A 20,602-nucleotide genomic window follows, 5' to 3' on the forward strand; every position below is an offset into this window, starting at 1 on the left:
CTGCTGAATAAAAAGAAATAAATTTCGGGCTTGCAAGTCGTTTAGGGAATGATTATGTTCCGCTCGCTGATAAGGGCGTAACGATCGTCCGGTGCCTTGGATGCAGGGCTGTTTTCAGTCGGTAATGAGATTGTCATCTCATTGTTAGCAGCAGACAATTTTAATTAATTTCTCGCCAGACAGGTTGCCCGCGAAGAGCGCAGCCCATGTGCGGTTGAAAGTTTTTGTCTCGATATTGGTAGATCAGGCGCTTTGTAAATGTGCGACTGAAAATTGAAAGGAAGATGTCACTATGCAGTTGGAGAACACACTGAACGGTAAAAAGATTGCAATTCTTGTAGCGAATGGTTTTGAAGAGTCACATATGACTGACTTGCACAAAACACTAGTTGAAACCGGTGCAGAAGTGAAAATCGTTTCTCCAGAAAAAGGTGTAGTGAATAGCTGGCATAACAATGGTTGGGGCCATTTCTTTCCTGCCAATGCCCATTTGCCAACCTCAATGTCGCACCATTTTGATGCGGTAATCATTCCAGGCGGTAGCCGTCATGTTCAAAGATTGGCATCTGATCCTCAAACTGCCCGCTTTATGAGAGGGTTCATGGAAGACAATAAGCCTGTCGCCTTGTTCGAAGAAGCTGTGAAAGTGATTGCGGTTGATGATCTGCTTGAACATCGCAGTGTCGTTGCCGTTGAAGGAATCGCTGAAGATGTTAAAGCAAAAGACGCAGATATCGTTGAAGGTGAGTTAAATGTTGACGATATGCTCGTAACTGGCAGCAACAACATTCTGGCCGTTGTCGAAAAATTCGTCTCCTGCATTCAGAGTTACGAGCCAGAAGCTTGGGAAGCCGCATAAAGCTTTTCAAAACAACAAGATTTCATTAAAATGCCTCCGGTTTCCGGGGGCATTTTTTTTTGGAATTCGGGAAACCGTTACGAGAGTAAATTAAGAAGAAATTTACGATTTGTTTACCAATTTTAACTAGTCTGACCATACGAAAAACTGTGGCGGATCCTGTGAGACATTAATGAGTTTGAAAAATATCCCATTATTATCGGCTTTGACTGAACGCATGAAATGGCTTTCACAGCGTCAGTCAGTGCTGTCCCAGAATATTGCCAACTCTGATACACCTGGCTATCAAGCCAGTGATCTGAAGCCACAAAAATTCAAGGATATGGTAAAGCGCCCATCAGAAGTGACAATGAATCTCGCTAAAACCAGCGAGGGGCATATCATTAATGAAAAGAAGGGTGAGTTTCGGGCTAAGGAAGACAAAACTCCTTACGAAGTGACCCCTGCGGGCAACGCTGTCGTTCTTGAAGAGCAGATGATGAAGCTTGCTGATACGCAAATTCAATACCAGATGACGACTTCTTTGTACAAAAAGCAGATTGGTCTTCTGAAGACTGCGCTTGGTCGCGGTAACTAGGAGCAATTGGAATGGATCTTCTGAAATCAATTAAAATGGCAGCAGCGGGCATGAAGGCTCAGGGTGAGCGTATGCGCGTCATTTCAGAAAATCTGGCAAATAAGGATAGTGTTGGCCGCACAGCGGATGAAGATCCCTATCGCCGTAAAATTGTTACGTTTAAGAACACTTTAGATCGCGAAATGAACGCTAAAAAAGTGGAGGTTGATAAAATTACGGAAGATAAATCTGAATTTGGGATGAAATTTGATCCCAGCCATCCGGCGGCGGATGAAGATGCTATGTTAAAACGCCGAATGTGAACTCTTTGGTTGAACTGATGGATATGAAAGAAACACAGCGGTCCTATCAGGCTAATCTTAAAACCATCGAGGCTTCAAAACGAATGGTTGCTCAGACACTTGATATTCTGCGATAGTCTGTTCGTATGAGGAGAGAGATGAATGGTTGATACGTCACCTATTTCAGCAACGCAGGCCTACACTAAGGCGCTTGAGCAGGCAGCGGAATCCAAGGGCAGTGGTACAACTGTTGGCGTTGATGAAGTTAAAACCGGGCCAAGTTTTTCCGAACTGCTGAGTGAAGCAGGTGAAGACGCCATCGCTCAGGGTCTTGAATCAGAAAAGACCTCTCTTCAATCTTTGACCGGCGAAGCTGGTCTTGTTGATATTGTAACAGCGGTTAGTAGTGCAGAAGTAACACTTGAAACTGTGGTTTCAGTGCGTGATCGTGTAATTCAGGCTTATCAAGACATCATTAAAATGCCAATCTAGTGGTCTGATATTTATCTGACCAGGGGTGGGGTATGACACCAACAGATGTAGTGGACGTGGCGCGGGAAGCGATTTGGGTATTGCTCCAGGTGGCATCGCCAGTAATGCTGGTTGCATTGGGTGTTGGTTTAGTTGTCGCTCTTATACAGGCCTTAACGCAAATTCAGGAAATGACACTGGCATTCGTTCCAAAAATTCTGGCAATCTTTTTATCCCTGATCGTTTTCTTTCCCTTTATGATTTCTGCAATGATTGATCTGATGGATTTGATTAGTCAGCGTATCTCTGCGTTATAGCGGATTGGCCCGAATGCTTGAGGAATATCTCACAACCAATGTCTTTGCATTTCTGTTGGTTTTCGCACGTATCGGGACAATGTTTCTTACAGTTCCGGGGATTGGAGAGGGGTTTGTTTCACCAAGAGTGAGGCTTTCATTGGCATTAGCAGTAACATTTCTTGTCACACAATTTGTTGTCGACAGGCTACCCCCACAACCGGTTTCTGTAATTGAATTGTTTTTACTGCTGAGCGGAGAGATTATTATCGGGTTGATAATCGGCGGCGCACTTCGAATGGCAGTGAGTGCAATGCATATTGGCGGAACTATTATTGCACAACAGGCGGGTTTGGCCGCTGCACAGTTTTTTGACCCTGCTCAAATGACTCAAGGCGCGGTAACCAGTAGCTTTCTGACATTAATGGCTATGACGATGATATTCGTCACTGATTTGCATCACCTGTTTATTGAGGGCACTTATGCCAGCTATCGAATTTTTGAAGTGGGAAAGCTTCCACCATTCGGAGATTTGGCTGAGCTGGTAACCGGTTTTGTAACCGGCAGTTTTAAACTGGGATTTCAGATTTCCGCCCCATTTTTGGTTTACGGATTAACGTTTTATATTGGAGTTGGTCTTATAAACAGATTGATGCCACAGGTTCAGATTTTCTTTGTGGCCATGCCGCTGCAGATGTTATTGGCATTTGCCATCTTTGCGGTGACAGCAGGTGCCAGTGTGCTCTGGTTTATTAACTACTACGAAGAAACTTTAATGCAGTTTCTTGGGAATTAGCTGAATGGCCGAAGATCAGGATGATGCACAAAAGACCGAGGAGCCGACCCAGAAAAAGCTGGAGGATGCTCATAAAAAAGGTCAGGTCGCGAAATCGCAGGAATTGGGCCACTGGTTCATGACCATGGGTATTTCCCTGGTGATAGTCGTGTTTATTGCCGGTCTTGGAAAAGGTCTGACTTTTGATTTGTTCAAGTTTATCGAGCAGCCCCATAACATCCCTGTAGATTCATTCCAGCTAAGGGACATATTTCAGGATCTGGGTTTCGCTGTTGTTGCAGTTTTGGCGCCTGTGCTTGGCATTTTAATGCTGTTTGGCCTGACAGGTGCGATCATTCAGCACAGACCTGTTTTTACCTTTGAGAAAATTAAACCCAGCCTTAATAAAATTTCGTTGTTTGGAGGCGTTAAACGTCTGTTTTCGCTAAAATCTTTTGCCGAATTCATCAAAGGAATATTGAAGCTGGTATTGGTGGGATCGATTGCCTTTCTGTTCGTTGCACCTGAAATGGATGAACTTCAAATGGTGATGACCTACGATATGATCGGGGTGTTATCGCTTGTCCAGCAACAGATATTAAGCCTGTTGCTGGGTGTTGCTTCGGTAATGGCTGTTATCGCTGGCCTCGACTACATGTACCAGCGCTATAACCACGCTAAAGAGCTTCGTATGACGAAGCAGGAAATCAAGGACGAGAACAAGCAGTCTGAAGGCGACCCGATGATCAAGTCTCGTCTGCGGGCATTACGGATGCAAAGATCGCGTCAAAGGATGATGCAGGCAGTACCTGCCGCTGATGTGGTGGTTACAAACCCGACCCATTATGCAGTCGCACTCAAATATGATCAGGAAGTTGACGGTGCGCCAATGGTTCTGGCGATGGGCATGGACAATATTGCTTTGAAAATTCGTGAAATTGCTAACGAAAATGAAATACCTATCGTTGAAAATCCTCCCCTTGCAAGAGCACTTTATGCGTCTTGTGAGTTGGAACAGGAAATTCCGTTTGAACATTATCGTGCCGTCGCAGAAATTATCGGCTATGTAATGCGGCTAAAGAAGAAGTAACGTAATAGAGGGTATCAGAATGGGGTCAGGCAAGCGTCCGGAGCGGGGAAGGGATCGCCGGTTTTTTCTGGGAGTAGATGCACGGCAACTTGCTGCCGCCTATTTCCTTGTCGCCACCCTGATTGTCATTGCTGCCCTATTGGGCCGAGAGCTTAGTCTGGTTAATATCACAATCCTAAGTGTTATGGTTCTGGCGGCAATGGGCCTTGGCCTTTGGTATTTGATATTTTATGGATTGCGCAGAGCTGCAAGCGGCGAACTTGATCTGGTTGCAGAATTTGTGTCTTCGTCACCTGAAGGGCGATTAATGACCACCAAGGATGGTGAGTTCATTATGGCCAATGACTCATACTTTGATGTGTTGCGCCTCGATAAGCGTCAAAGGGGGCAAACCCTGCTCGAGGTGATGAATAATAACATCGCCGCAAGAGAGCAGTTAAAAGCATTAAGCAATGCTGCCAAACGTGGTGATAAAATTGACATGCGCGTTGAAATCAAAACCAGTGATGGACGTTGGTTGTCGATTTTAGCTCATACGATAAAGGCGATACCTGACTGCATTATCTGGTACGTGGCAGAGACTACAGTTCAGCATAAAATTGAAGAAGTTGAACGGAGTGAGCGGGAAAAATTATCGGAATATTTTAATAACGCCCCTGTCGGATTTTACTCGCTTGATAGCCGCGGACGGGTCCAGTTTGTAAACCGAATTTTTGCTGAGTGGCTGGGTTATCATCAGCGGGAACTTGCAGAGGGTAACATTGCTTTCTCTGATTTGGTCATAAAGGGTGATGACCGTCAGCTTAGTCTTATGGACAGTATGGGTGAAGACAGCCACCGCTACGAAGGCGAGGTTCAGCTTTGCCGACGGGATGGAACCATCTTACCCGTGCATGTCACGCAGACAATTGTCCATGATGAAAACGGTGAAGTTATTGGATCCAGAAGCGTCGTTCGCGAGTTGTTGCAAGAGCAACTCTGGCGGGAGAGGGTAGAAAGTGCTGAGCAACATTTTCGGCGCTTTTTTGAAGCTGCGCCAATTGGAATTGTGTTGTTGGACGCAAACGGAATTGTCGTGGAGGGAAATCCAGCATTTCGCGTTTTGACGGAAACAGTTGTCGATAGCGCTATCGGACAGCATGTCTCTCAGCTTGTGATTGAGGCTGACCGTCCTGAGCTGAACGAAAAATTGGCAAGGGCATCTGCAAGTGATTTATCTCCGACACCCGTAGAGATGAAGTTGATCGGTGGCGAAAGAATTGCGAATTTCTACATCAGCGCAGTTGAAGGGCCAGATGGTTCTGCTGACAGTATGCTGATCCATATTATTGATACATCTGCGCAAAGGCAGTTGGAAGTCCAGTTTGCGCAAAGTCAGAAAATGCAGGCCGTCGGTCAATTGGCAGGTGGTATCGCTCATGACTTCAATAACCTGCTGACAGCGATGATCGGGTTTTGCGATCTGCTGTTGCTGCGTCATCAGGTCGGAGATCAATCCTATTCGGATATTAGTCAGATCAAGCAAAATGCCAACCGTGCGGCAGGGCTTGTACGTCAGTTGTTGGCTTTTTCACGTCAGCAGACATTGCGTCCAAAAGTTACTGATCTAACCGAAGTTCTGGCAGAACTATCCAATTTGCTGCGGCGACTGATCGGTGAGACTATTGAGTTGGAAATCAAACATGCCCGTGATCTATGGCTGGTCAAAGTGGACCAAAGTCAGTTTGAGCAGGTTATCATAAACCTGGCTGTGAATGCCCGTGACGCCATGTCAGGCAATGGTCGGCTTTCGTTTCGTACTGAGAATTATGTGGTGCGAACCCGTGGAGTTGATGCACATGAACTGGTACCGGAGGGGGAATATATTCGTCTGCTGGTCACAGATACAGGTACCGGAATTCCCGATGAAGTAATTGCCAAGGTTTTTGATCCGTTTTTTACAACCAAGAAGGTGGGTGAGGGAACCGGACTGGGCTTGAGTACTGTTTACGGCATCATCAAGCAAACAGGTGGCTTTATTTTCGTTAAAAATAACGAAGACCGGGGCACTACTTTCGAGATTTTCTTGCCCAAATTTTCTGAAGTTGAACAGATCGCAGATTCTACGGGGGCGGAACCGCAGCGGGTTCATAAGGATTTGTCGGGTATCGGAACTGTATTGCTGGTCGAAGATGAAGATCCGGTTCGTATGTTTGCGGCCAGGGCACTCCAAAATAAAGGCTATGAAGTCCTCCAGGCTGATTGCGGGGAAACCGCTCTCGACGTGGTTAGCAAGTATGAAGGAACCATCGATTTGCTGATCACTGATGTTGTCATGCCTAACATGGATGGACCGACCTTGGTTAAAAACATTACCAAGGACAAACCGGATCTGAGGGTAATTTTTATTTCAGGCTATGCCGAGGATGCATTCCGGCGCGATCTCGATTTTGACATTGATAAAATCGAATTTTTACCCAAACCATTTTCGCTAAAGGAAATAGCCGAGAAAGTGAAGGAAGTAATGAGTACAGAGGTCGCATGAGGCGGCCTCATTTGTGTTTCTTGCCCGGGTGAATTTGCATATATTTAGCTATGATTTCCAGCATGATCTCGTTTGCACCGCCGCCAATTGAGGTCACACGTAAGTCTCGCAAGGCCCGGGATATGTAATTTTCATTCATTATTCCCTGACCACCCCAAAATTGAAGACACTCGTTGGGAACTATCACCGCAAGTTTACCGATTAAATATTTTCCCATCGACGCCAGTTTGGTGACATCAGTACCGTCCAGATATAATTCTGTCGCCTGGTATAGAAGAGAGCGTAATGCTTCCACCTCTGCCGACAGGGAGGCCAGCTTGTGATAGACAGCCTGATTGCTCAAAATGGAAGAGCCAAAAACTTTCCGTTGATCCGTGTATTCAATTGTCTCTTCAATGATTACTTCAAGAACTCGCAATCCACGTGCAACTGCAAATAATCTTTCTTCTTGAAATTGTTCCATCTGATAAGTGAAACCTTTTCCTTCTTCACCAATCAGATTGCGCAGCGGAACTCGTACATTGTCAAAAAACAGCTCGGCCGTATCAGAACTTACCAGTCCGAGCTTGTCGAGTTTTCTGGAAACGCTCACGCCTTTGCTTTTTAAGGGCACTATGATCAAAGATTTATTCCGGTGGATATTTCTATCATCCGAAGTGTTGCAAAGCAGGCAAATCCAATCCCCTTGAACACCGTTGGTAATCCACATTTTAGAGCCGTTGATAATGTAATCGCTGCCATCACGTTTGGCGGTGGTCTTAATGGCCGCGACGTCGGATCCAGCAGAATTTTCACTAATACCAACACACCCTACCATGTCGCCGGCAATGGTAGGCGCAAGAAAGTCCTGTTTCAGCTCGTCACTTCCATATTTGGTGAGGGCGGGGGTGCACATTGTCGTTTGCACGCCAATGGAGGTGGAAACACCATTACCCCTGATATTTCCAAGGGCTTCGGAAAAAACCATCTCGTATGAAAAATCCAACTCCATTCCGCCATATTCGGCTGGTTTCCCAATTCCCAAAAGCCCGGCATCCCCGAAAATTTTCATAACCTTGTGTGCCGGGTAAATAGCAACCGCTTCCCATTCATCAATATACGGGTTTATGTGTTCGTTAATGATGCGGTTTGTGGTTTGTGTGATCTGATTATGCTCATGTGTGAGTTTCATTGGTGTTCCCCCCAAGCCTACTGTCCGCTCAAGCCTGCTGTTTTAGTTTTTTGATGAAATCGGAATCATCAATTCTGTGAAATCCTTCATAGGCTGGAAGTCTGTTATGATCGGGGACTTCATAGTTGATAGTCGAATTGGGGACTGCGCCATCTACGCGAAGTGTCTCTCCGCTTATGAAGGATGCTGCTGGGCATAGTAAAAAAGCGACGGCTGCGGAAATTTCTGATTCCGTGCCCAGACGTTTTGTCGGCATTTTCTGCGCACGGCTCAGGATGGTTTTTTTATGCGCATCGTCATAGGTATCAAGCCCGGAGGAGGCAATTATCCCCGGGGCAACAGCATTAACCCGCACGCCATAATGAGCCCACTCAAGGGCTGCGGTCTTTGTAAAGTTGACCATGCCTGCACGTGCGGCACCAGAATGCCCCATGTTGGGCATGGAATTCCAGAAGTCCGCAACAATATTGACGATGGAGCCGCCGGTTTCTTTCATGGATTGCTTGAGGATTTCTCGCGCCACCAAAAAACCGCCTGTCAGATTGTTTTTTACAACAGCCTCCCAGCCATTGACACTGATGTCTTCAAGGCGTGCGGCGAATTGCCCACCAGCATTATTCACCAGATGTGAAACCGGGCCTACTTCTAAAATCATCTGGCTTACAGCATTTTTCACAGCGTCTTCATTCCTAATATCAAATGAATAGCTATGAGCAATGCCGCCATCTTCCGTGATTTCAGAGACAACTTTGTCCAATTTATCCTGAGAGCGACCACTGATGATTATCTGGGCGCCGAGCGCAGAGAGTTCATGAGCAATGCAGCGACCGATACCGCTGCCACCTCCTGTCACCAGAACGATCTGATCTTTAAAAAGGTCATCTTTGAACACGGACATGTAGGGCATGTGTTAAACTCGCTTCTTGTTGTTTTTTGCAACATGATTTCAAGTTTATCACATGAATTCAACTTAAATTATGAGCAAGCTTATTAATTTAAGTATTTTACACGTTTGAGTCAGGAAAACTTCTTTTGCGTCTGTCCATGAAGTCGATAAGCGACTCATCAATGGCAGGGTCGATTGCCGGTGCTTCATAATCATTCAGCATTTGTTTCCATAGGGCATTTGCGCGAACAGCCATGTCTTTGGAGCCATCTGCTTCCCATTGTTCGACGGAATTGTTATCCGAGAGCTTTGAGCGATAGAAAGCGGTTTCAAAATTTCGTTGTGTATGCTCACACCCTAAGAAATGACCGCCAGGTCCCACTTCACGAAGGGCATCCATGGCTTGAGCGTTTTCATCATGTGCGATGCCCTTTGCAAGAACTTCCATCATGGAACATTGATCCATATCCATAACGAATTTTTCATAAGACGTACATAAGCCTCCCTCTAGCCAACCTGCCGCGTGAAGCACAAAATTCACACCCGAAGTGAGCGTCATTTGTATGGTTTGAGCACTTTCGTAGGCAGCCTGTGCATCTGGCAGTTTAGAAGCTGTGAATGATCCGCCGGACCTGAACGGAAGGTTTAGACGTCGCGCCAGTTGAGCCGCCCCATTAAGGACAAGTAGACTTTCTGGAGTTCCAAAGGTTGGGGCCTGACTGCATGGAGATGGAACTTACGAATGTTCCAAATACGACGGGAGTTCCAGGTTTTATGAGCTGGGTTAAGGCCATACCGGCCATAGCCTCAGCCAGCAGTTGAGCCAAAGTGCCAGCTGGACTGACCGGGCTCATGGCCCCTGACAGAATGAAAGGAGACACAACAGCTGCCTGATTGTTCGCCGCATAAACTTTGAGAGCGCCCAACATGGTTGCATCAAACGTCATGGGGGAGTTCGCGTTAATCAGGTTCAGCATGACACAGTTATTCTGAACAAAATCGTCCCCAAAAACCAGAGATGCCATATCAACACTATCCTGAGCCCTTTCAGGAGCAGTTACAGACCCCATGAAGGGTTTGTCAGAATATTTGATGTGACTGTATACCATATCGAAATGCCGTTTATTTACAGGCAGATCAACAGGTTCGCATAAAGTGCCGCCAGAATGGTGCATTGAGGGTGCCATATAGGCTAGTTTCACGAAATTCTGGAAATCCTCAAGCGTCCCATAATGCCTTCCATTATCCAGCGAAGCGACAAAGGGAGGACCGTAAACAGGCGCAAATACAGTATTATTACCCCCAATCTGAACGTTTCTTGAGGGGTTTCGGGCGTGTTGAGTAAACTCTGACGGCGCGGTTTTAAGAAGTTCTCGGCAAAGGCCTTTTGGGAAGTGTACCCGCTGTTCTTTCACATCCGCACCGGCCTCTTTCCAAAGTTGAAGGCTTTCTGGATCGTCGATGAAGGAGATGCCGATTTCTTCCAGTATTTGATCAGCATTCGCTTCAATGATTTCAAGTGCCTCATCGCTCGCCAGATTGCTGACGGGTATGTTTCGCACAATATATGGAATTGAGGAACTGCCCCTGTGTTGCCGGGCTTCACGTCTGGCGTTGCGGCCACGTCTGCCTGTAGCTCTGGATTTAGTGTCACTCATGAAGCCCTCCCAAACTCTGCAGATGATTTTGCTAATTACTATCCTTAATGCGAGTGAGGGACGCTGCACTACCACATAGACGCCTTATTTCTACCTTCCCTGACGAAATTGAGACATTCCTTCATACGGAATATGCAAGTCTTACAGGATGGCGTTTCAGGAACATCTGATGTCGCGAGTTGATTAGCTAGGCCGACAAACAGAGTTCAACGTAATTACTCAGGGAGTTGGCTTTCAGGTCGTTGGCACAAGGGGTAGGCGGATGAAAACTCAGGCTAGGGTAGTTGTTATCGGTGGGGGCGTGGTCGGTGTCAGCACCTTGTATCATCTGACTAACAAGGGGTGGTCAGATGCAGTGTTGCTGGAAAGGACGGAACTGACAGCTGGATCCACCTGGCATGCCGCAGGCCTGTTGCCCCTCTTTAATATGAGTTACGCCGTTGGTCAGATTCACAAATATAGCGTTGATCTATACAAGAGGTTGCAAGCGGAAACCGGGCAGGATGTCAGTTTTCATGTTACCGGTAATTTGCGGCTCGCGACCAACCGCGAGCGGATGGATGAATATCTGAAATATTGTGGGACTGCCAACACGATCGGTGTTCCTTTTGAGATAATTACGCCAGCAGAAGTGAAGGAATTGTGGCCGCTGGCCGACATTGATGGTTTGGTCGGTGCGCTCTACCATCCTGATGATGGACATATTGCACCGGTCGATGTCACCAACGCGATGGCAGCCGGTGCGCGTAACAACGGTGGCACGATTTATCGCCATACCGAGGTGTTAGCCATTGAACAGAAATCTAACGGTGAATGGCTGATAAAAACCAATAAAGGGGATATCACTGCTGAGCATGTCGTCAGTTGTACTGGTAACTATGCCCGCCAGACTTTATCTATGGTTGGCCTTGATATCCCGGTCATCCCGGTTGAACATCAGTATATTGTGACTGACGAAGTCCCTGAATTAGTGGAGCGTAAAAAAGCCGGTTTGCCAGAGATGGCGGTGCTACGTGAAAGTGATGCATCCTATTATCTTCGTGAAGAACGGCAGGGTTATATTCTAGGGCCCTATGAAAAAGGGGCTCCCGCCTGTTTTGTAGATGGCGTGCCGGAAACATTCGGACAGGACCTGTTTCCTGGTGATCTGGAGAGGCTTTTGCCTCATGTCGAGGCGTGTATCAAGCGGGTCCCCTCATTCGAAACGGCAGGGATCAAGGATATCGTCAATGGCCCAATTGCCTACACGCCGGATGGAAGTCCAATGATTGGTCCTGCTTGGGGACTTAAGAATTTCTGGATAAATGAAGGCCACAGCTTTGGGGTCACCGCTGCAGGTGGTTCGGGATGGCAGCTGGCAGAATGGATAGTCGAAGGAGAGCCGGGCATCGATATGATGGATGTTGATCCCCGGCGATTTGGAGCCTATGCCACCAAGCCATATACAAAAATCAAAAATGAAGAATGTTATGAACATGTCTTTGTTATTCACTATCCTGATGAAGAACGGCCAGCTGGTAGACCGCTTCGGCAAAGCCCGTGCCACGATCGACTGGCTGCCAGAGGTGCCGTGTTTGGTCAACGATACGGGTGGGAGCGACCAAACTGGTTTGCCCCCGAAGGCGTAGAGCCTAAAGATCAATGGAGTTTTCGCAGATCGAATTATTTTGAGCATGTCGGGGCGGAGGCCAGAAACCTTCGGCAAAACGCCGGTCTAATTGACATTACCAGCTTTTCAAAATTTCTGGTAACTGGTCCGGGCGCAGAAGCTTATTTAAACAGATTGGTTTGTCGGAAACTTCCGATTGCAAATGGTCGAATTCATTTAAGTCACGCCCTTAATAGTCGCGGCGGGATCAGATCTGAGTTTACGATCATGAAGGACGGACCCGGCGCTTATTATTTGGTCAGTTCTGGAGCTGCTGAGCGGTTTGACTATGATTATCTGTATATAAATTTACCGGATGACGGTTCGGTCCGGCTGGATAACGTAACCACCAGCATGGGGTTCTGGTGCTGGCAGGACCAAATGCGAGAAAAATACTCTCCAAGGTAACCGATGCAGATTTGTCAAACGAGTCTTTCAAATGGCTTACCGGGCAGCATATCACGGTCGGACTTGCGCCGTGCAGGGCTCTCCGTGTGAACTTTGTTGGCGATCTGGGTTGGGAATTGCATCACCCAATTGAATATCAAAATCACATTTTCGATGCCTTGGTTGAGGCAGGCGAAGAGTTCGGTCTTGGAATGTGCGGGATGCGGGCGATGGATAGTCTTCGGATGGAGAAAAACTACCGCATGTGGGCACAGGACCTGACGAGGGAATATACGATTTTTGAAGCTGGTTTGGATCGTTTTGTTCATTTGGACAAAGGGGAATTTATAGGACGGGATGCATTGGTCGCGCAATTGGAACGCGGCGTTCCGCAGCGTTTTGTTGCGCTTGAGATTTTCGGAATAAAGGATGCGGACGCCATAGGTAATGAGCCAATTTTCGATCAAAGCGGAGAAATGGTTGGGCGGGTAACTGCTGGGGCTTATGGGCATTGGACGCAAAAGGCTTTGGCACAAGGTTACGTGAAGAGTGATTACTGTGAAATTGGCACTCAGTTAAGGGTCAAAATATTGGGCGAGGATTACCAAGCAGAGATAATCCCTGAATCACCCTATGATCCCGAGAATGTCAGTTTGCGGGCTTAGGAATGAAGACCGGGGTTTGTTTGGCTAGAGGATGGTTTTATGGAAGATGATGATATCGATTTAACAGCCCTTAGTGATGCAGAACTCATCGAGCAAATGCATGACGATCTATATGATGGGTTAGCTGATGAAATAGTCGAAGGAACGCAAATTCTACTGGATCGAGGTTGGGAGCCATACAAGATACTAACTGACGCGCTGGTTGAAGGAATGCGGATCGTTGGTATCGATTTTCGTGACGGTATTTTATTTGTTCCCGAAGTGTTGCTATGTGCAAACGCGATGAAATCCGGCATGAATGTGCTTAAGCCTTTATTGGCTGAAACGGAGGCTCCAAAGGCCGGTAAAATGGTGATTGGGACGGTTAAGGGCGATATTCATGATATTGGCAAGAATCTGGTTATCATGATGATGGAAGGCGCCGGTTTCGAAGTCATAGATATCGGCATCAACAATCCTGTCGAAAATTATCTTCAAGCATTGGAAGAACATAAACCTGACATTCTTGGGATGTCTGCACTTCTGACAACAACGATGCCCTATATGAAAGTTGTGGTGGATGCCATGGTCGAGAAAGGCATCAGAAACGATTATATCGTTATGGTTGGTGGCGCGCCTTTAAATGAGGAATTCGCTCAAAGTGTTGGAGCAGATGCTTATGGGCGTGATGCCGCAATGACAGTGGAGCTCGCAAAAGAGAAAATGCTTGAAAAAGGAGCCGCTTGAACGTGAAAAAAGAGCTGGTTAAGGAGCCTACAACTTTGTTGATTGCTTGTGGTGCACTGGCAAATGAAGCCAGCTATATCCTGTCGCAACCGGGGCTTGATCACATTAAACTGACGTGCTTGCCAGCAAAATTGCACAATACGCCGCAAAAAATTCCTGATTTGTTAAGACAAGCAATTCGCGAGAACAAATTTTCATTTGAAAAGATTTTGGTTCTATATGGAGATTGTGGCACCGCAGGTGGTATCGATGAAGTTCTGGCATGTGAAGGCGCCACAAGAATTGGCGGAGCTCATTGTTATGAGTTTTACGCCGGGAGCCAAATGTTTCAGGCGATGGCCGAAGAAGAACCTGCGAGCTTCTATCTGACAGACTTTCTGGTTACTCATTTTGAGCGTCTGGTATGGCAAGGGTTAAAGCTCGATAAACATCCTGAATTACTGACTGCCTATTTTGGGAATTATAAAAAACTGGTGTATCTCGCACAGCTTGGGGATGGTAGCCGGATTGAGGACGCGAAAGCCGCCGCAGAGAAACTGGGGTTGGAGTTTGAATATGTCTTCACCGGGTTAGAGACGGTTCGTAACTTTTTAACCCAGGAGAAAACAGCATGACCGTAACCTTGATCAAGTGGCGGGACATACCTTCTCAACTGGTTCGAAAGGCAGGGCGCCGTTCAGAAAAACTGATGCTGAGTGAACGATTTCAGGAGGCAATTGATCGTACTGCGATGCGCGAAGGAGTGCATGATACAGATGGGTATTTGCAAGGGTGGCGTCGTACCTCAATTGAAAGCCCGGACTTTACGAAAGAAGAGACACTTATCGAGGTTGCGAAACACATCGAAGATGATTTTGATCAACAAAAAATTGAAAAATTGATCCAATCAGGAGGATGGGCTGAAAAATGAAATCCGATGCCTATCAACCACATGGTCACCATCCGATTGTTAGAAGTCGGTCGCGATTTAATGTAAGGCAGTGGTCCGTTCGGCATTCAAAGCAACTGGAAAAAATCTATAATCTGTTTGCTGGCCTGTTATTGCAATGCCACCCGATATTAAAGTTCCTGGGCTATAAAAGAATAGAAAAACCCGTTGTTTTTATTGAGAAAAATATCAAGGGATTTTTGTTCGATTGTCGAATGTGTGGTCGTTGTATCTTAAGTGATACCGGAATGTCCTGCCCCATGAATTGTCCTAAATCCTTGCGAAATGGTCCATGCGGCGGCGTGCGGGCAAACGGAAATTGCGAAGTTGAACCGATATGCCTTGCGTCTGGGTGGAAGCATGGCAGGGAAGTCAGCAGATGCAAGGCGGTGCCAATATAAAAAAGGTCCAGCCACCAGTGGACCATTCTTTGAGAGCCAGCTCCGCATGGTTGAGGGCGACATCGGAAGCGGCTGAATGCCGATTTTCAGTAACGGATTAAGATTATGGCAGCGGGTATAACACTTGATCAGTTTGAAGCACCGTTGCCCCTTTTACCCGGGCATTCTTCCCGCGGGAGATTGGAACAGGTTTTAAGGGCAGGGGAATTTGCAGTCACAGCGGAACTAAATCCGCCTGACAGTGCGGATCCAAATGATGTTTTTGACCGCGGTGCCGTGTTCGACGGATGGGTTGATGGTATCAATGCAACTGACGGATCCGGTGCAAACTGCCACATGTCGTCTGTAAGTATCTGTGCATTGCTGACCCGTGTTGGCTATTCACCCATCATGCAAATTTCTTGTCGTGATCACAATCGAATTGCTATTCAGGGCAATGTTCTTGGTGCGGCAGCAATGGGTGTAAATAACATACTTTGCCTGACAGGTGATGGTGTACAGGCTGGAGATCAACCAGAAGCAAAACCCGTTTTTGATCTGGATTGTATGTCGTTATTGAACACAATTCGTCAAATGAGGGATCAATCAGTCCTTTTATCTGGACGAAAATTAACGACTCCGCCGAAAGTGTTTTTAGGCGCAGCATAAATCCTTTCGCACCTCCATATGATTTTCGACCAGCTCGTCTTGCCAAAAAGATTGAAGCGGGCGCCCAATTCGTTCAATCCCAATATTGTTTCGATTTGCCAATGCTTGAAAATTATATGGCGCGTGTAAGGGATATGGGATTGGATGAGAAATGCTTCATATTGGTGGGCGTTGGCCCTTTGGCGTCAGCTCGTGCAGCCAGATGGATCAGAACCAATGTGCCGGGGATCCATATTCCTGATGAGATTATTACCCGCTTGGAAAAAGCTCAAGATCAAAAACGAGAGGGTAAAAGAATTTGCATAGAAATTCTTCAGCAAATTCGGGAAATGAAGGGAGTTTCTGGTGCGCATGTTATGGCTTATCGGCAAGAAGAGCTGGTTGCGGAAATTGTCCATGAGTCTGGTATTTTAAAAGGGAGAAAACCTTGGTGCAGAGGGCTAAATCCAGACTTTGCAGCTGTCGCAGAGGCTGTAGAGCATACCAAAGAAACTTTTGGTGAAAAAATAGATCCTTCGGATGCTGTGGCTGCCGCATCTGAATGAGCGTCTGTCGCTTTTAAGCAAGTTGTCGAGAGTTTGCAGGGAGATACTTTGACAAGTTAGCGACTTGCTTTGTGATTTGAGGTGCTTTTATGACGGATACTATTGTGTCATCGGCTACGCGTGAAGTGGTTATCGGGTTTGATCGTCCATTTGTCGTCATAGGCGAACGTATAAATCCAACAGGTCGAAAACTGCTGGCAGAAGAAATGAAGGCAGGGGATTATTCGCGTGTTCAGTCAGATGCATTGGCACAGGTCGCTGCTGGCGCACATATGTTGGACGTGAATGCGGGCATTCCTCTTGCAGATGAGCCGAAAATGCTTGCCGAAGTCGTCAAGCTGGTTCAGTCACTAACTGATGTACCATTGTCCATAGATTCTTCAATCGTCGCAGCGTTGGAAGCCGGTCTCGAAGTTTATGAGGGAAAGGCGCTCGTAAATTCAGTGACGGGTGAAGAAGATCGCCTTGAAACCGTTTTGCCGCTTGTTAAAAAACACAATGCCGCAGTAGTTGCAATTTCAAATGATGAAAGTGGTATATCAGAGGATCCAGACGTTCGCTTTGCGGTCGCAAAGAAAATTGTCGAGCGGGCGCAGGATTATGGAATTTCACCCGCGGACGTAGTCGTGGATCCACTGGTGATGCCAGTGGGAGCAATTAATGATGCAGGAGTGCAGGTATTAAAGCTCATCCGCCGATTGCGTGAAGAGCTTCGGGTCAATACCACATGCGGGGCATCCAATTTTAGTTTTGGCTTGCCCAATCGCCATGGGATGAATGCCAGCTTTTTATCAATGGCGATCGGTGCCGGTATGACTTCAGCGATTACAAATCCTTTGCATGAGCCGGAAATGCACGCAGTTATGGGAGCGAATGTCGTGATGGGCCATGATCCGAACTGTACCCGCTGGATCGGAAAATTTCGGGAACCAGTGGACGGAGCAGAAGGAGAGGCTCCGGGAAGCGGGCGACGATCAGGACGCCGTCGCCGCCGGGGTTAACCGAATGAACGAAGATTTGCCGATGCATATGGTCGTTTTTATGCCATCTGGCAAAAGGGGGCAATTTGCGGAAGGTACAAAAATTCTCGATGCTGGTCGCAGTCTCGGTGTAGATATTGATAGTGTCTGCGGCGGCAGAGGGATCTGTGGGCGCTGTCAAGTCGATGTGATCGAAGGTGAATTCCCCAAGCATGGGATCAAAAGTGAATTCTCTTCTCTTTCCGAAATGTCTGAAAACGAAAAAAAATATGATGAGAGGCGAGGGCTGAAATCCGGTCGTCGTCTCAGCTGTCATTCCAGACTGTATGGAAACGTTGTCATTGATGTTCCGCCCAGCAGTCAAGTTCACAGGCAGGTGATTGTCAAAACGGCTGACCGGCGGAAAATTGAGATGGATCCAGCAATCCGGCTGCATTATGTCACGGTGCAGGAGCCGGATATGCATAATCCTACCGGGGATTTTGAAAGGCTGTGCAGGGCACTGCATGATCAGTGGGGGCTGGAAAACCTGGAATGTGATTTGCGGACTTTGCAAAAACTGCAAAAAACGTTGCGCGAGGATAACTGGAAAGTCACTGTTGCAGTTCACCGCCAGCAACGCATTACGCATATTTGGTCCGGCTTTCATAACTCCGCTTTTGGCCTCGCTGTTGATGTCGCTCAACTACAATCGCCATGCATTTGTGTGATCTGTCTACCGGTGATGTGGTGGCATCCTCTGGAATGATGAACCCGCAAATCAGATACGGCGAAGATTTAATGAGCAGGGTCTCCTACGTCATGATGAATTCGGAGGGAGCTTCGGCGCTCACACAGGTCGTTCGGTCCGGTCTGAATGAACTGGTTGAAAAAATATGTGACGAAGCAGGGGTTCACGCTGATGATATCCTGAATTCTGTTATTGTCGGAAATCCAATTATGCACCATTTGCTGCTGGGGATAGATCCGACTGAACTTGGGGGTGCACCGTTTGCGCTTGCAACCAATTCAGGGCTTACCCTTTGGGCAAGTGAAATTGAATTGAGCTCTAATCCTGATGGGCGCGTATATTTTTTACCAAATATAGCGGGGCATGTCGGATCTGACACATCAGCTGTTATCCTCTCAGAAGCACCGCATATGCAGGATCAGATGACGTTAATCGTTGATGTGGGTACCAATGCTGAATTGGTACTTGGGAATAGCGAAAAGCTACTCGCAGCGTCGTCGCCCACAGGGCCAGCGTTTGAGGGCGCGCAAATCGCATGCGGACAGAGGGCAACCGCAGGCGCTATTGAACGGGTTCGGATTGATCCGGATAGTAAGCGGGCCAAATTCAAGATTATCGGATCGGATCTGTGGTCAGATGAAGAAGGATTTTTAGAAGAAACCAAGAATATTGGCGTAACAGGAATTTGCGGCTCCGGAATAATCGAAGCATTGGCTGAGATGTATCTGGCTGGGATCATGACAGCAGATGGTGTTATCAAAGGAGAGCTTGCTTCCAACTGCGAGCTGATTGAACCATCGGGCCGGACATACAGCTATACACTCGTCCCTCATCCAGAAAATCCGGTGAAAATATACCAGACAGATGTCCGAGCGATACAGTTGGCTAAAGCTGCTTTGCATGCCGGGGCCAGATTGTTGATGGATCGGATGGGGGTGAACCGGCTGGATCGGGTTTTGCTAACGGGTGCCTTTGGTAGCCATATTGATACGCGATATGCTCTTGTTCTGGGAATGATCCCCGATTGCAAGCCAGAAAATGTGATTGCGACGGGAAATGCCGCAGGGGCAGGGGCGCGAATTGCGCTGCTCAATCAATCCGCACGTGATGAGATTGAACAGGTAGTCAAAACAGTTGAGAAAGTGGAAACCGCGATTGAGCCGGATTTTCAGGAATATTTTGTTAAGGCGATGGCCTTTCCCCACAAAAGTGATCCCTACACAGAATTGCGAAAAGTTGTTCAGTTGCCGGAGCTTGCAGCGGGTGAGGAAACTAATAAAACCGGTGAAAAGCGCCGCAGAAGACGCCGCAGTCAGGCCTGAACAATTTTAACGCGTCGTTCTTCACTGGGTGTGTGTCCAAAATGCTCTCTGTGACATTTGGAAAAATGAGAGGCGGAAACAAAACCGCATGCGAGTGCGACTTCAATAATTGGCAGACTGGTCTGCGCGAGTAGATAGCGGGCGCGGTCGAGCCGTAGTTTGAGATAATAACGTGTTGGCGAATGTCCTAGATATTTTTGAAAAAGCCGTTCCAGTTGTCTTACGGAAAGGCCGACTTCCACTGCAAGCTCACCGCAGCTATAGGGTTCCTCAAGATTATTTTCCATGCAAGTGATCGCAGCCAGAAGTTTTGGGTGAGCAATTCCAAGACGGGCGCGAAGTTCCATACGTTGACGTTCACTCCCTTCGCGTATCCGATGGTGGATCAATTGGTCGGCGACAGCGAGGGCAATATCCTGATTAAGATGTGAGCTTATCAAACTCAGCATCATATCAAGCGATGCAGTCCCTCCCGCGCAGGTCAGGCGGTTTCGGTCGATTTCAAAAAGCTCCGTCGTAATGTCCAGATCCGGAAAATCTTCCTTAAGGCCGGATGTATTTTCCCAATGGATGGTACTGCGATATCCTTTGAGCAATCCGGCTTTGGCCAAAACATATGTACCTGTACAGATAGATCCGATGTCCGCGCCATAGGAGGATGCTTTTCTCAGTGCATTCAGCAACTCTGGTGGGCAGTGGTTGGCAATATTCAGGCCGCCGCAGACAATGAGACAGTCATGCTTTTCCAAATCGGAAAGGCCACCAGAAACAGCAAATTCCATACCTGCGCTACTCGTTGCCGGCCTGCCATCAAAGGAATAGAATTTCCAGCTATACATATTTTGAATGGTTTCACGGTTCGCAAGTCGCAGTGGTTCTATCGCCGAGATAAAAGCCAGCGAGGAAAACTCTGGAATTAAACAAAAACCAATTGAATATTTGGCTTTTTCTGGCTCGCTAACATCCAGCTGGTTTGGCGAGCCACCTGCGTAATCCGTATACATGAAAAAACGCTACTCTAACTCTTGGAATTG

14 protein-coding genes and 6 pseudogenes are annotated in these 20,602 nt (G+C 47.2%); 16 read left to right on the plus strand and 4 right to left on the minus strand.

The features are described 5' to 3' along the window. The first annotated feature begins 292 nt into the window (after positions 1-292). The 8 genes and pseudogenes from JCM23214_RS09850 (at position 293) to JCM23214_RS09885 (ending at position 6,873) form a co-directional block, all read left to right on the plus strand. On the plus strand, positions 293-859 hold the full coding sequence (locus tag JCM23214_RS09850) for a DJ-1/PfpI family protein (protein ID WP_025898805.1): 567 nt from the start codon (positions 293-295) through the stop codon (positions 857-859). A 172-nt stretch (positions 860-1,031) separates the two neighbouring features. Continuing rightward, positions 1,032-1,436, plus strand: coding sequence for a flagellar basal body rod protein FlgB (gene flgB, locus JCM23214_RS09855; RefSeq protein ID WP_025898806.1), 405 nt, complete (start codon positions 1,032-1,034; stop codon positions 1,434-1,436). Positions 1,437-1,447: 11 nt separating this feature from the next. Next, positions 1,448-1,854, plus strand: a pseudogene (gene flgC, locus JCM23214_RS20125) (flagellar basal body rod protein FlgC). A 25-nt stretch (positions 1,855-1,879) separates the two neighbouring features. Beyond that, complete coding sequence (gene fliE, locus JCM23214_RS09865; RefSeq protein WP_025898807.1) at positions 1,880-2,209, plus strand: flagellar hook-basal body complex protein FliE; 330 nt, start codon at positions 1,880-1,882, stop codon at positions 2,207-2,209. A gap of 32 nt (positions 2,210-2,241) precedes the next feature. Next, the gene (gene fliQ, locus JCM23214_RS09870; protein ID WP_025898808.1) at positions 2,242-2,505 is read left to right on the plus strand and encodes a flagellar biosynthesis protein FliQ; all 264 of its coding nucleotides are present in this window, start codon (positions 2,242-2,244) and stop codon (positions 2,503-2,505) included. Positions 2,506-2,518: 13 nt separating this feature from the next. Beyond that, entirely contained in the window at positions 2,519-3,280 is a 762-nt protein-coding gene (gene fliR, locus JCM23214_RS09875; protein WP_025898809.1) for a flagellar biosynthetic protein FliR, read from the plus strand. Between the two features lie 4 nt (positions 3,281-3,284). Further along, entirely contained in the window at positions 3,285-4,349 is a 1,065-nt protein-coding gene (gene flhB, locus JCM23214_RS20130; protein ID WP_037493229.1) for a flagellar biosynthesis protein FlhB, read from the plus strand. 19 nt (positions 4,350-4,368) lie between these two features. After that, on the plus strand, positions 4,369-6,873 hold the full coding sequence (locus JCM23214_RS09885) for a hybrid sensor histidine kinase/response regulator (RefSeq protein WP_051548119.1): 2,505 nt from the start codon (positions 4,369-4,371) through the stop codon (positions 6,871-6,873). 7 nt (positions 6,874-6,880) lie between these two features. Here the strand turns inward: JCM23214_RS09885 and JCM23214_RS09890 are convergent, their stop codons facing one another. The 3 genes and pseudogenes from JCM23214_RS09890 to JCM23214_RS26660 all read right to left on the minus strand — a co-directional run bounded on the left by JCM23214_RS09890 (position 6,881) and on the right by JCM23214_RS26660 (position 10,588). Continuing rightward, positions 6,881-8,044 carry an acyl-CoA dehydrogenase family protein gene (locus JCM23214_RS09890; RefSeq protein WP_025898811.1) on the minus strand — a complete coding sequence of 388 codons (1,164 nt, stop codon included), beginning with the start codon at positions 8,042-8,044 and terminating at the stop codon, positions 6,881-6,883. Positions 8,045-8,072: 28 nt separating this feature from the next. Next, complete coding sequence (locus tag JCM23214_RS09895) at positions 8,073-8,951, minus strand: SDR family oxidoreductase (RefSeq protein ID WP_025898812.1); 879 nt, start codon at positions 8,949-8,951, stop codon at positions 8,073-8,075. Between the two features lie 97 nt (positions 8,952-9,048). Continuing rightward, a pseudogene (locus tag JCM23214_RS26660) lies at positions 9,049-10,588 on the minus strand (trimethylamine methyltransferase family protein). A gap of 262 nt (positions 10,589-10,850) precedes the next feature. On the opposite strand from JCM23214_RS26660, the pseudogene JCM23214_RS20140 reads away from it, so the two are divergent. The 8 genes and pseudogenes from JCM23214_RS20140 to JCM23214_RS20150 all read left to right on the plus strand — a co-directional run bounded on the left by JCM23214_RS20140 (position 10,851) and on the right by JCM23214_RS20150 (position 19,568). Beyond that, a pseudogene (locus JCM23214_RS20140) lies at positions 10,851-13,288 on the plus strand (GcvT family protein). A gap of 39 nt (positions 13,289-13,327) precedes the next feature. Beyond that, positions 13,328-14,014, plus strand: coding sequence for a corrinoid protein (locus tag JCM23214_RS09910; protein WP_025898813.1), 687 nt, complete (start codon positions 13,328-13,330; stop codon positions 14,012-14,014). A gap of 2 nt (positions 14,015-14,016) precedes the next feature. Next, complete coding sequence (locus JCM23214_RS09915) at positions 14,017-14,628, plus strand: DUF1638 domain-containing protein (protein WP_037493231.1); 612 nt, start codon at positions 14,017-14,019, stop codon at positions 14,626-14,628. Continuing rightward, positions 14,625-14,924 (plus strand): virulence factor, encoded by a 300-nt coding sequence (locus JCM23214_RS09920; protein WP_025898815.1) that lies wholly within the window; start codon positions 14,625-14,627, stop codon positions 14,922-14,924. The genes JCM23214_RS09915 and JCM23214_RS09920 overlap by 4 nt, the downstream gene beginning before the upstream one ends. Next, positions 14,921-15,444 (plus strand): annotated as a pseudogene (locus JCM23214_RS23105) (methylenetetrahydrofolate reductase C-terminal domain-containing protein). Before JCM23214_RS09920 ends, JCM23214_RS23105 begins: the two are co-directional and overlap by 4 nt. 4 nt (positions 15,445-15,448) lie before the next feature. Next, positions 15,449-16,536 (plus strand): annotated as a pseudogene (locus JCM23214_RS26665) (methylenetetrahydrofolate reductase). Between the two features lie 89 nt (positions 16,537-16,625). Further along, on the plus strand, positions 16,626-17,537 hold the full coding sequence (locus JCM23214_RS09935) for a methyltetrahydrofolate cobalamin methyltransferase (RefSeq protein WP_025898817.1): 912 nt from the start codon (positions 16,626-16,628) through the stop codon (positions 17,535-17,537). Between the two features lie 4 nt (positions 17,538-17,541). Next, a pseudogene (locus JCM23214_RS20150) lies at positions 17,542-19,568 on the plus strand (ASKHA domain-containing protein). Here the strand turns inward: JCM23214_RS20150 and JCM23214_RS09945 are convergent. Next, positions 19,559-20,572 (minus strand): GlxA family transcriptional regulator, encoded by a 1,014-nt coding sequence (locus JCM23214_RS09945; RefSeq protein WP_025898818.1) that lies wholly within the window; start codon positions 20,570-20,572, stop codon positions 19,559-19,561. The pseudogene JCM23214_RS20150 and the gene JCM23214_RS09945 overlap by 10 nt on opposite strands. Positions 20,573-20,602 lie beyond the last annotated feature (30 nt).

The sequence above is a fragment of the Sneathiella glossodoripedis JCM 23214 genome, from assembly GCF_000616095.1.
Classification (GTDB): domain Bacteria; phylum Pseudomonadota; class Alphaproteobacteria; order Sneathiellales; family Sneathiellaceae; genus Sneathiella; species Sneathiella glossodoripedis.

Excerpts from the sequence above, each read along its gene's own strand:
- JCM23214_RS09850 (WP_025898805.1), top strand. The coding sequence starts at position 293 with ATGCAGTTGGAGAACACACTGAACGGTAAAAAGATTGCAATTCTTGTA.
- flgB (WP_025898806.1), top strand. The coding sequence starts at position 1,032 with ATGAGTTTGAAAAATATCCCATTATTATCGGCTTTGACTGAACGCATG.
- fliE (WP_025898807.1), top strand. The coding sequence starts at position 1,880 with ATGGTTGATACGTCACCTATTTCAGCAACGCAGGCCTACACTAAGGCG.
- fliQ (WP_025898808.1), top strand. The coding sequence starts at position 2,242 with ATGACACCAACAGATGTAGTGGACGTGGCGCGGGAAGCGATTTGGGTA.
- fliR (WP_025898809.1), top strand. The coding sequence starts at position 2,519 with ATGCTTGAGGAATATCTCACAACCAATGTCTTTGCATTTCTGTTGGTT.
- flhB (WP_037493229.1), top strand. The coding sequence starts at position 3,285 with ATGGCCGAAGATCAGGATGATGCACAAAAGACCGAGGAGCCGACCCAG.
- JCM23214_RS09885 (WP_051548119.1), top strand. The coding sequence starts at position 4,369 with ATGGGGTCAGGCAAGCGTCCGGAGCGGGGAAGGGATCGCCGGTTTTTT.
- JCM23214_RS09890 (WP_025898811.1), bottom strand. The coding sequence starts at position 8,044 with ATGAAACTCACACATGAGCATAATCAGATCACACAAACCACAAACCGC.
- JCM23214_RS09895 (WP_025898812.1), bottom strand. The coding sequence starts at position 8,951 with ATGCCCTACATGTCCGTGTTCAAAGATGACCTTTTTAAAGATCAGATC.
- JCM23214_RS09910 (WP_025898813.1), top strand. The coding sequence starts at position 13,328 with ATGGAAGATGATGATATCGATTTAACAGCCCTTAGTGATGCAGAACTC.
- JCM23214_RS09920 (WP_025898815.1), top strand. The coding sequence starts at position 14,625 with ATGACCGTAACCTTGATCAAGTGGCGGGACATACCTTCTCAACTGGTT.
- JCM23214_RS09935 (WP_025898817.1), top strand. The coding sequence starts at position 16,626 with ATGACGGATACTATTGTGTCATCGGCTACGCGTGAAGTGGTTATCGGG.
- JCM23214_RS09945 (WP_025898818.1), bottom strand. The coding sequence starts at position 20,572 with ATGTATACGGATTACGCAGGTGGCTCGCCAAACCAGCTGGATGTTAGC.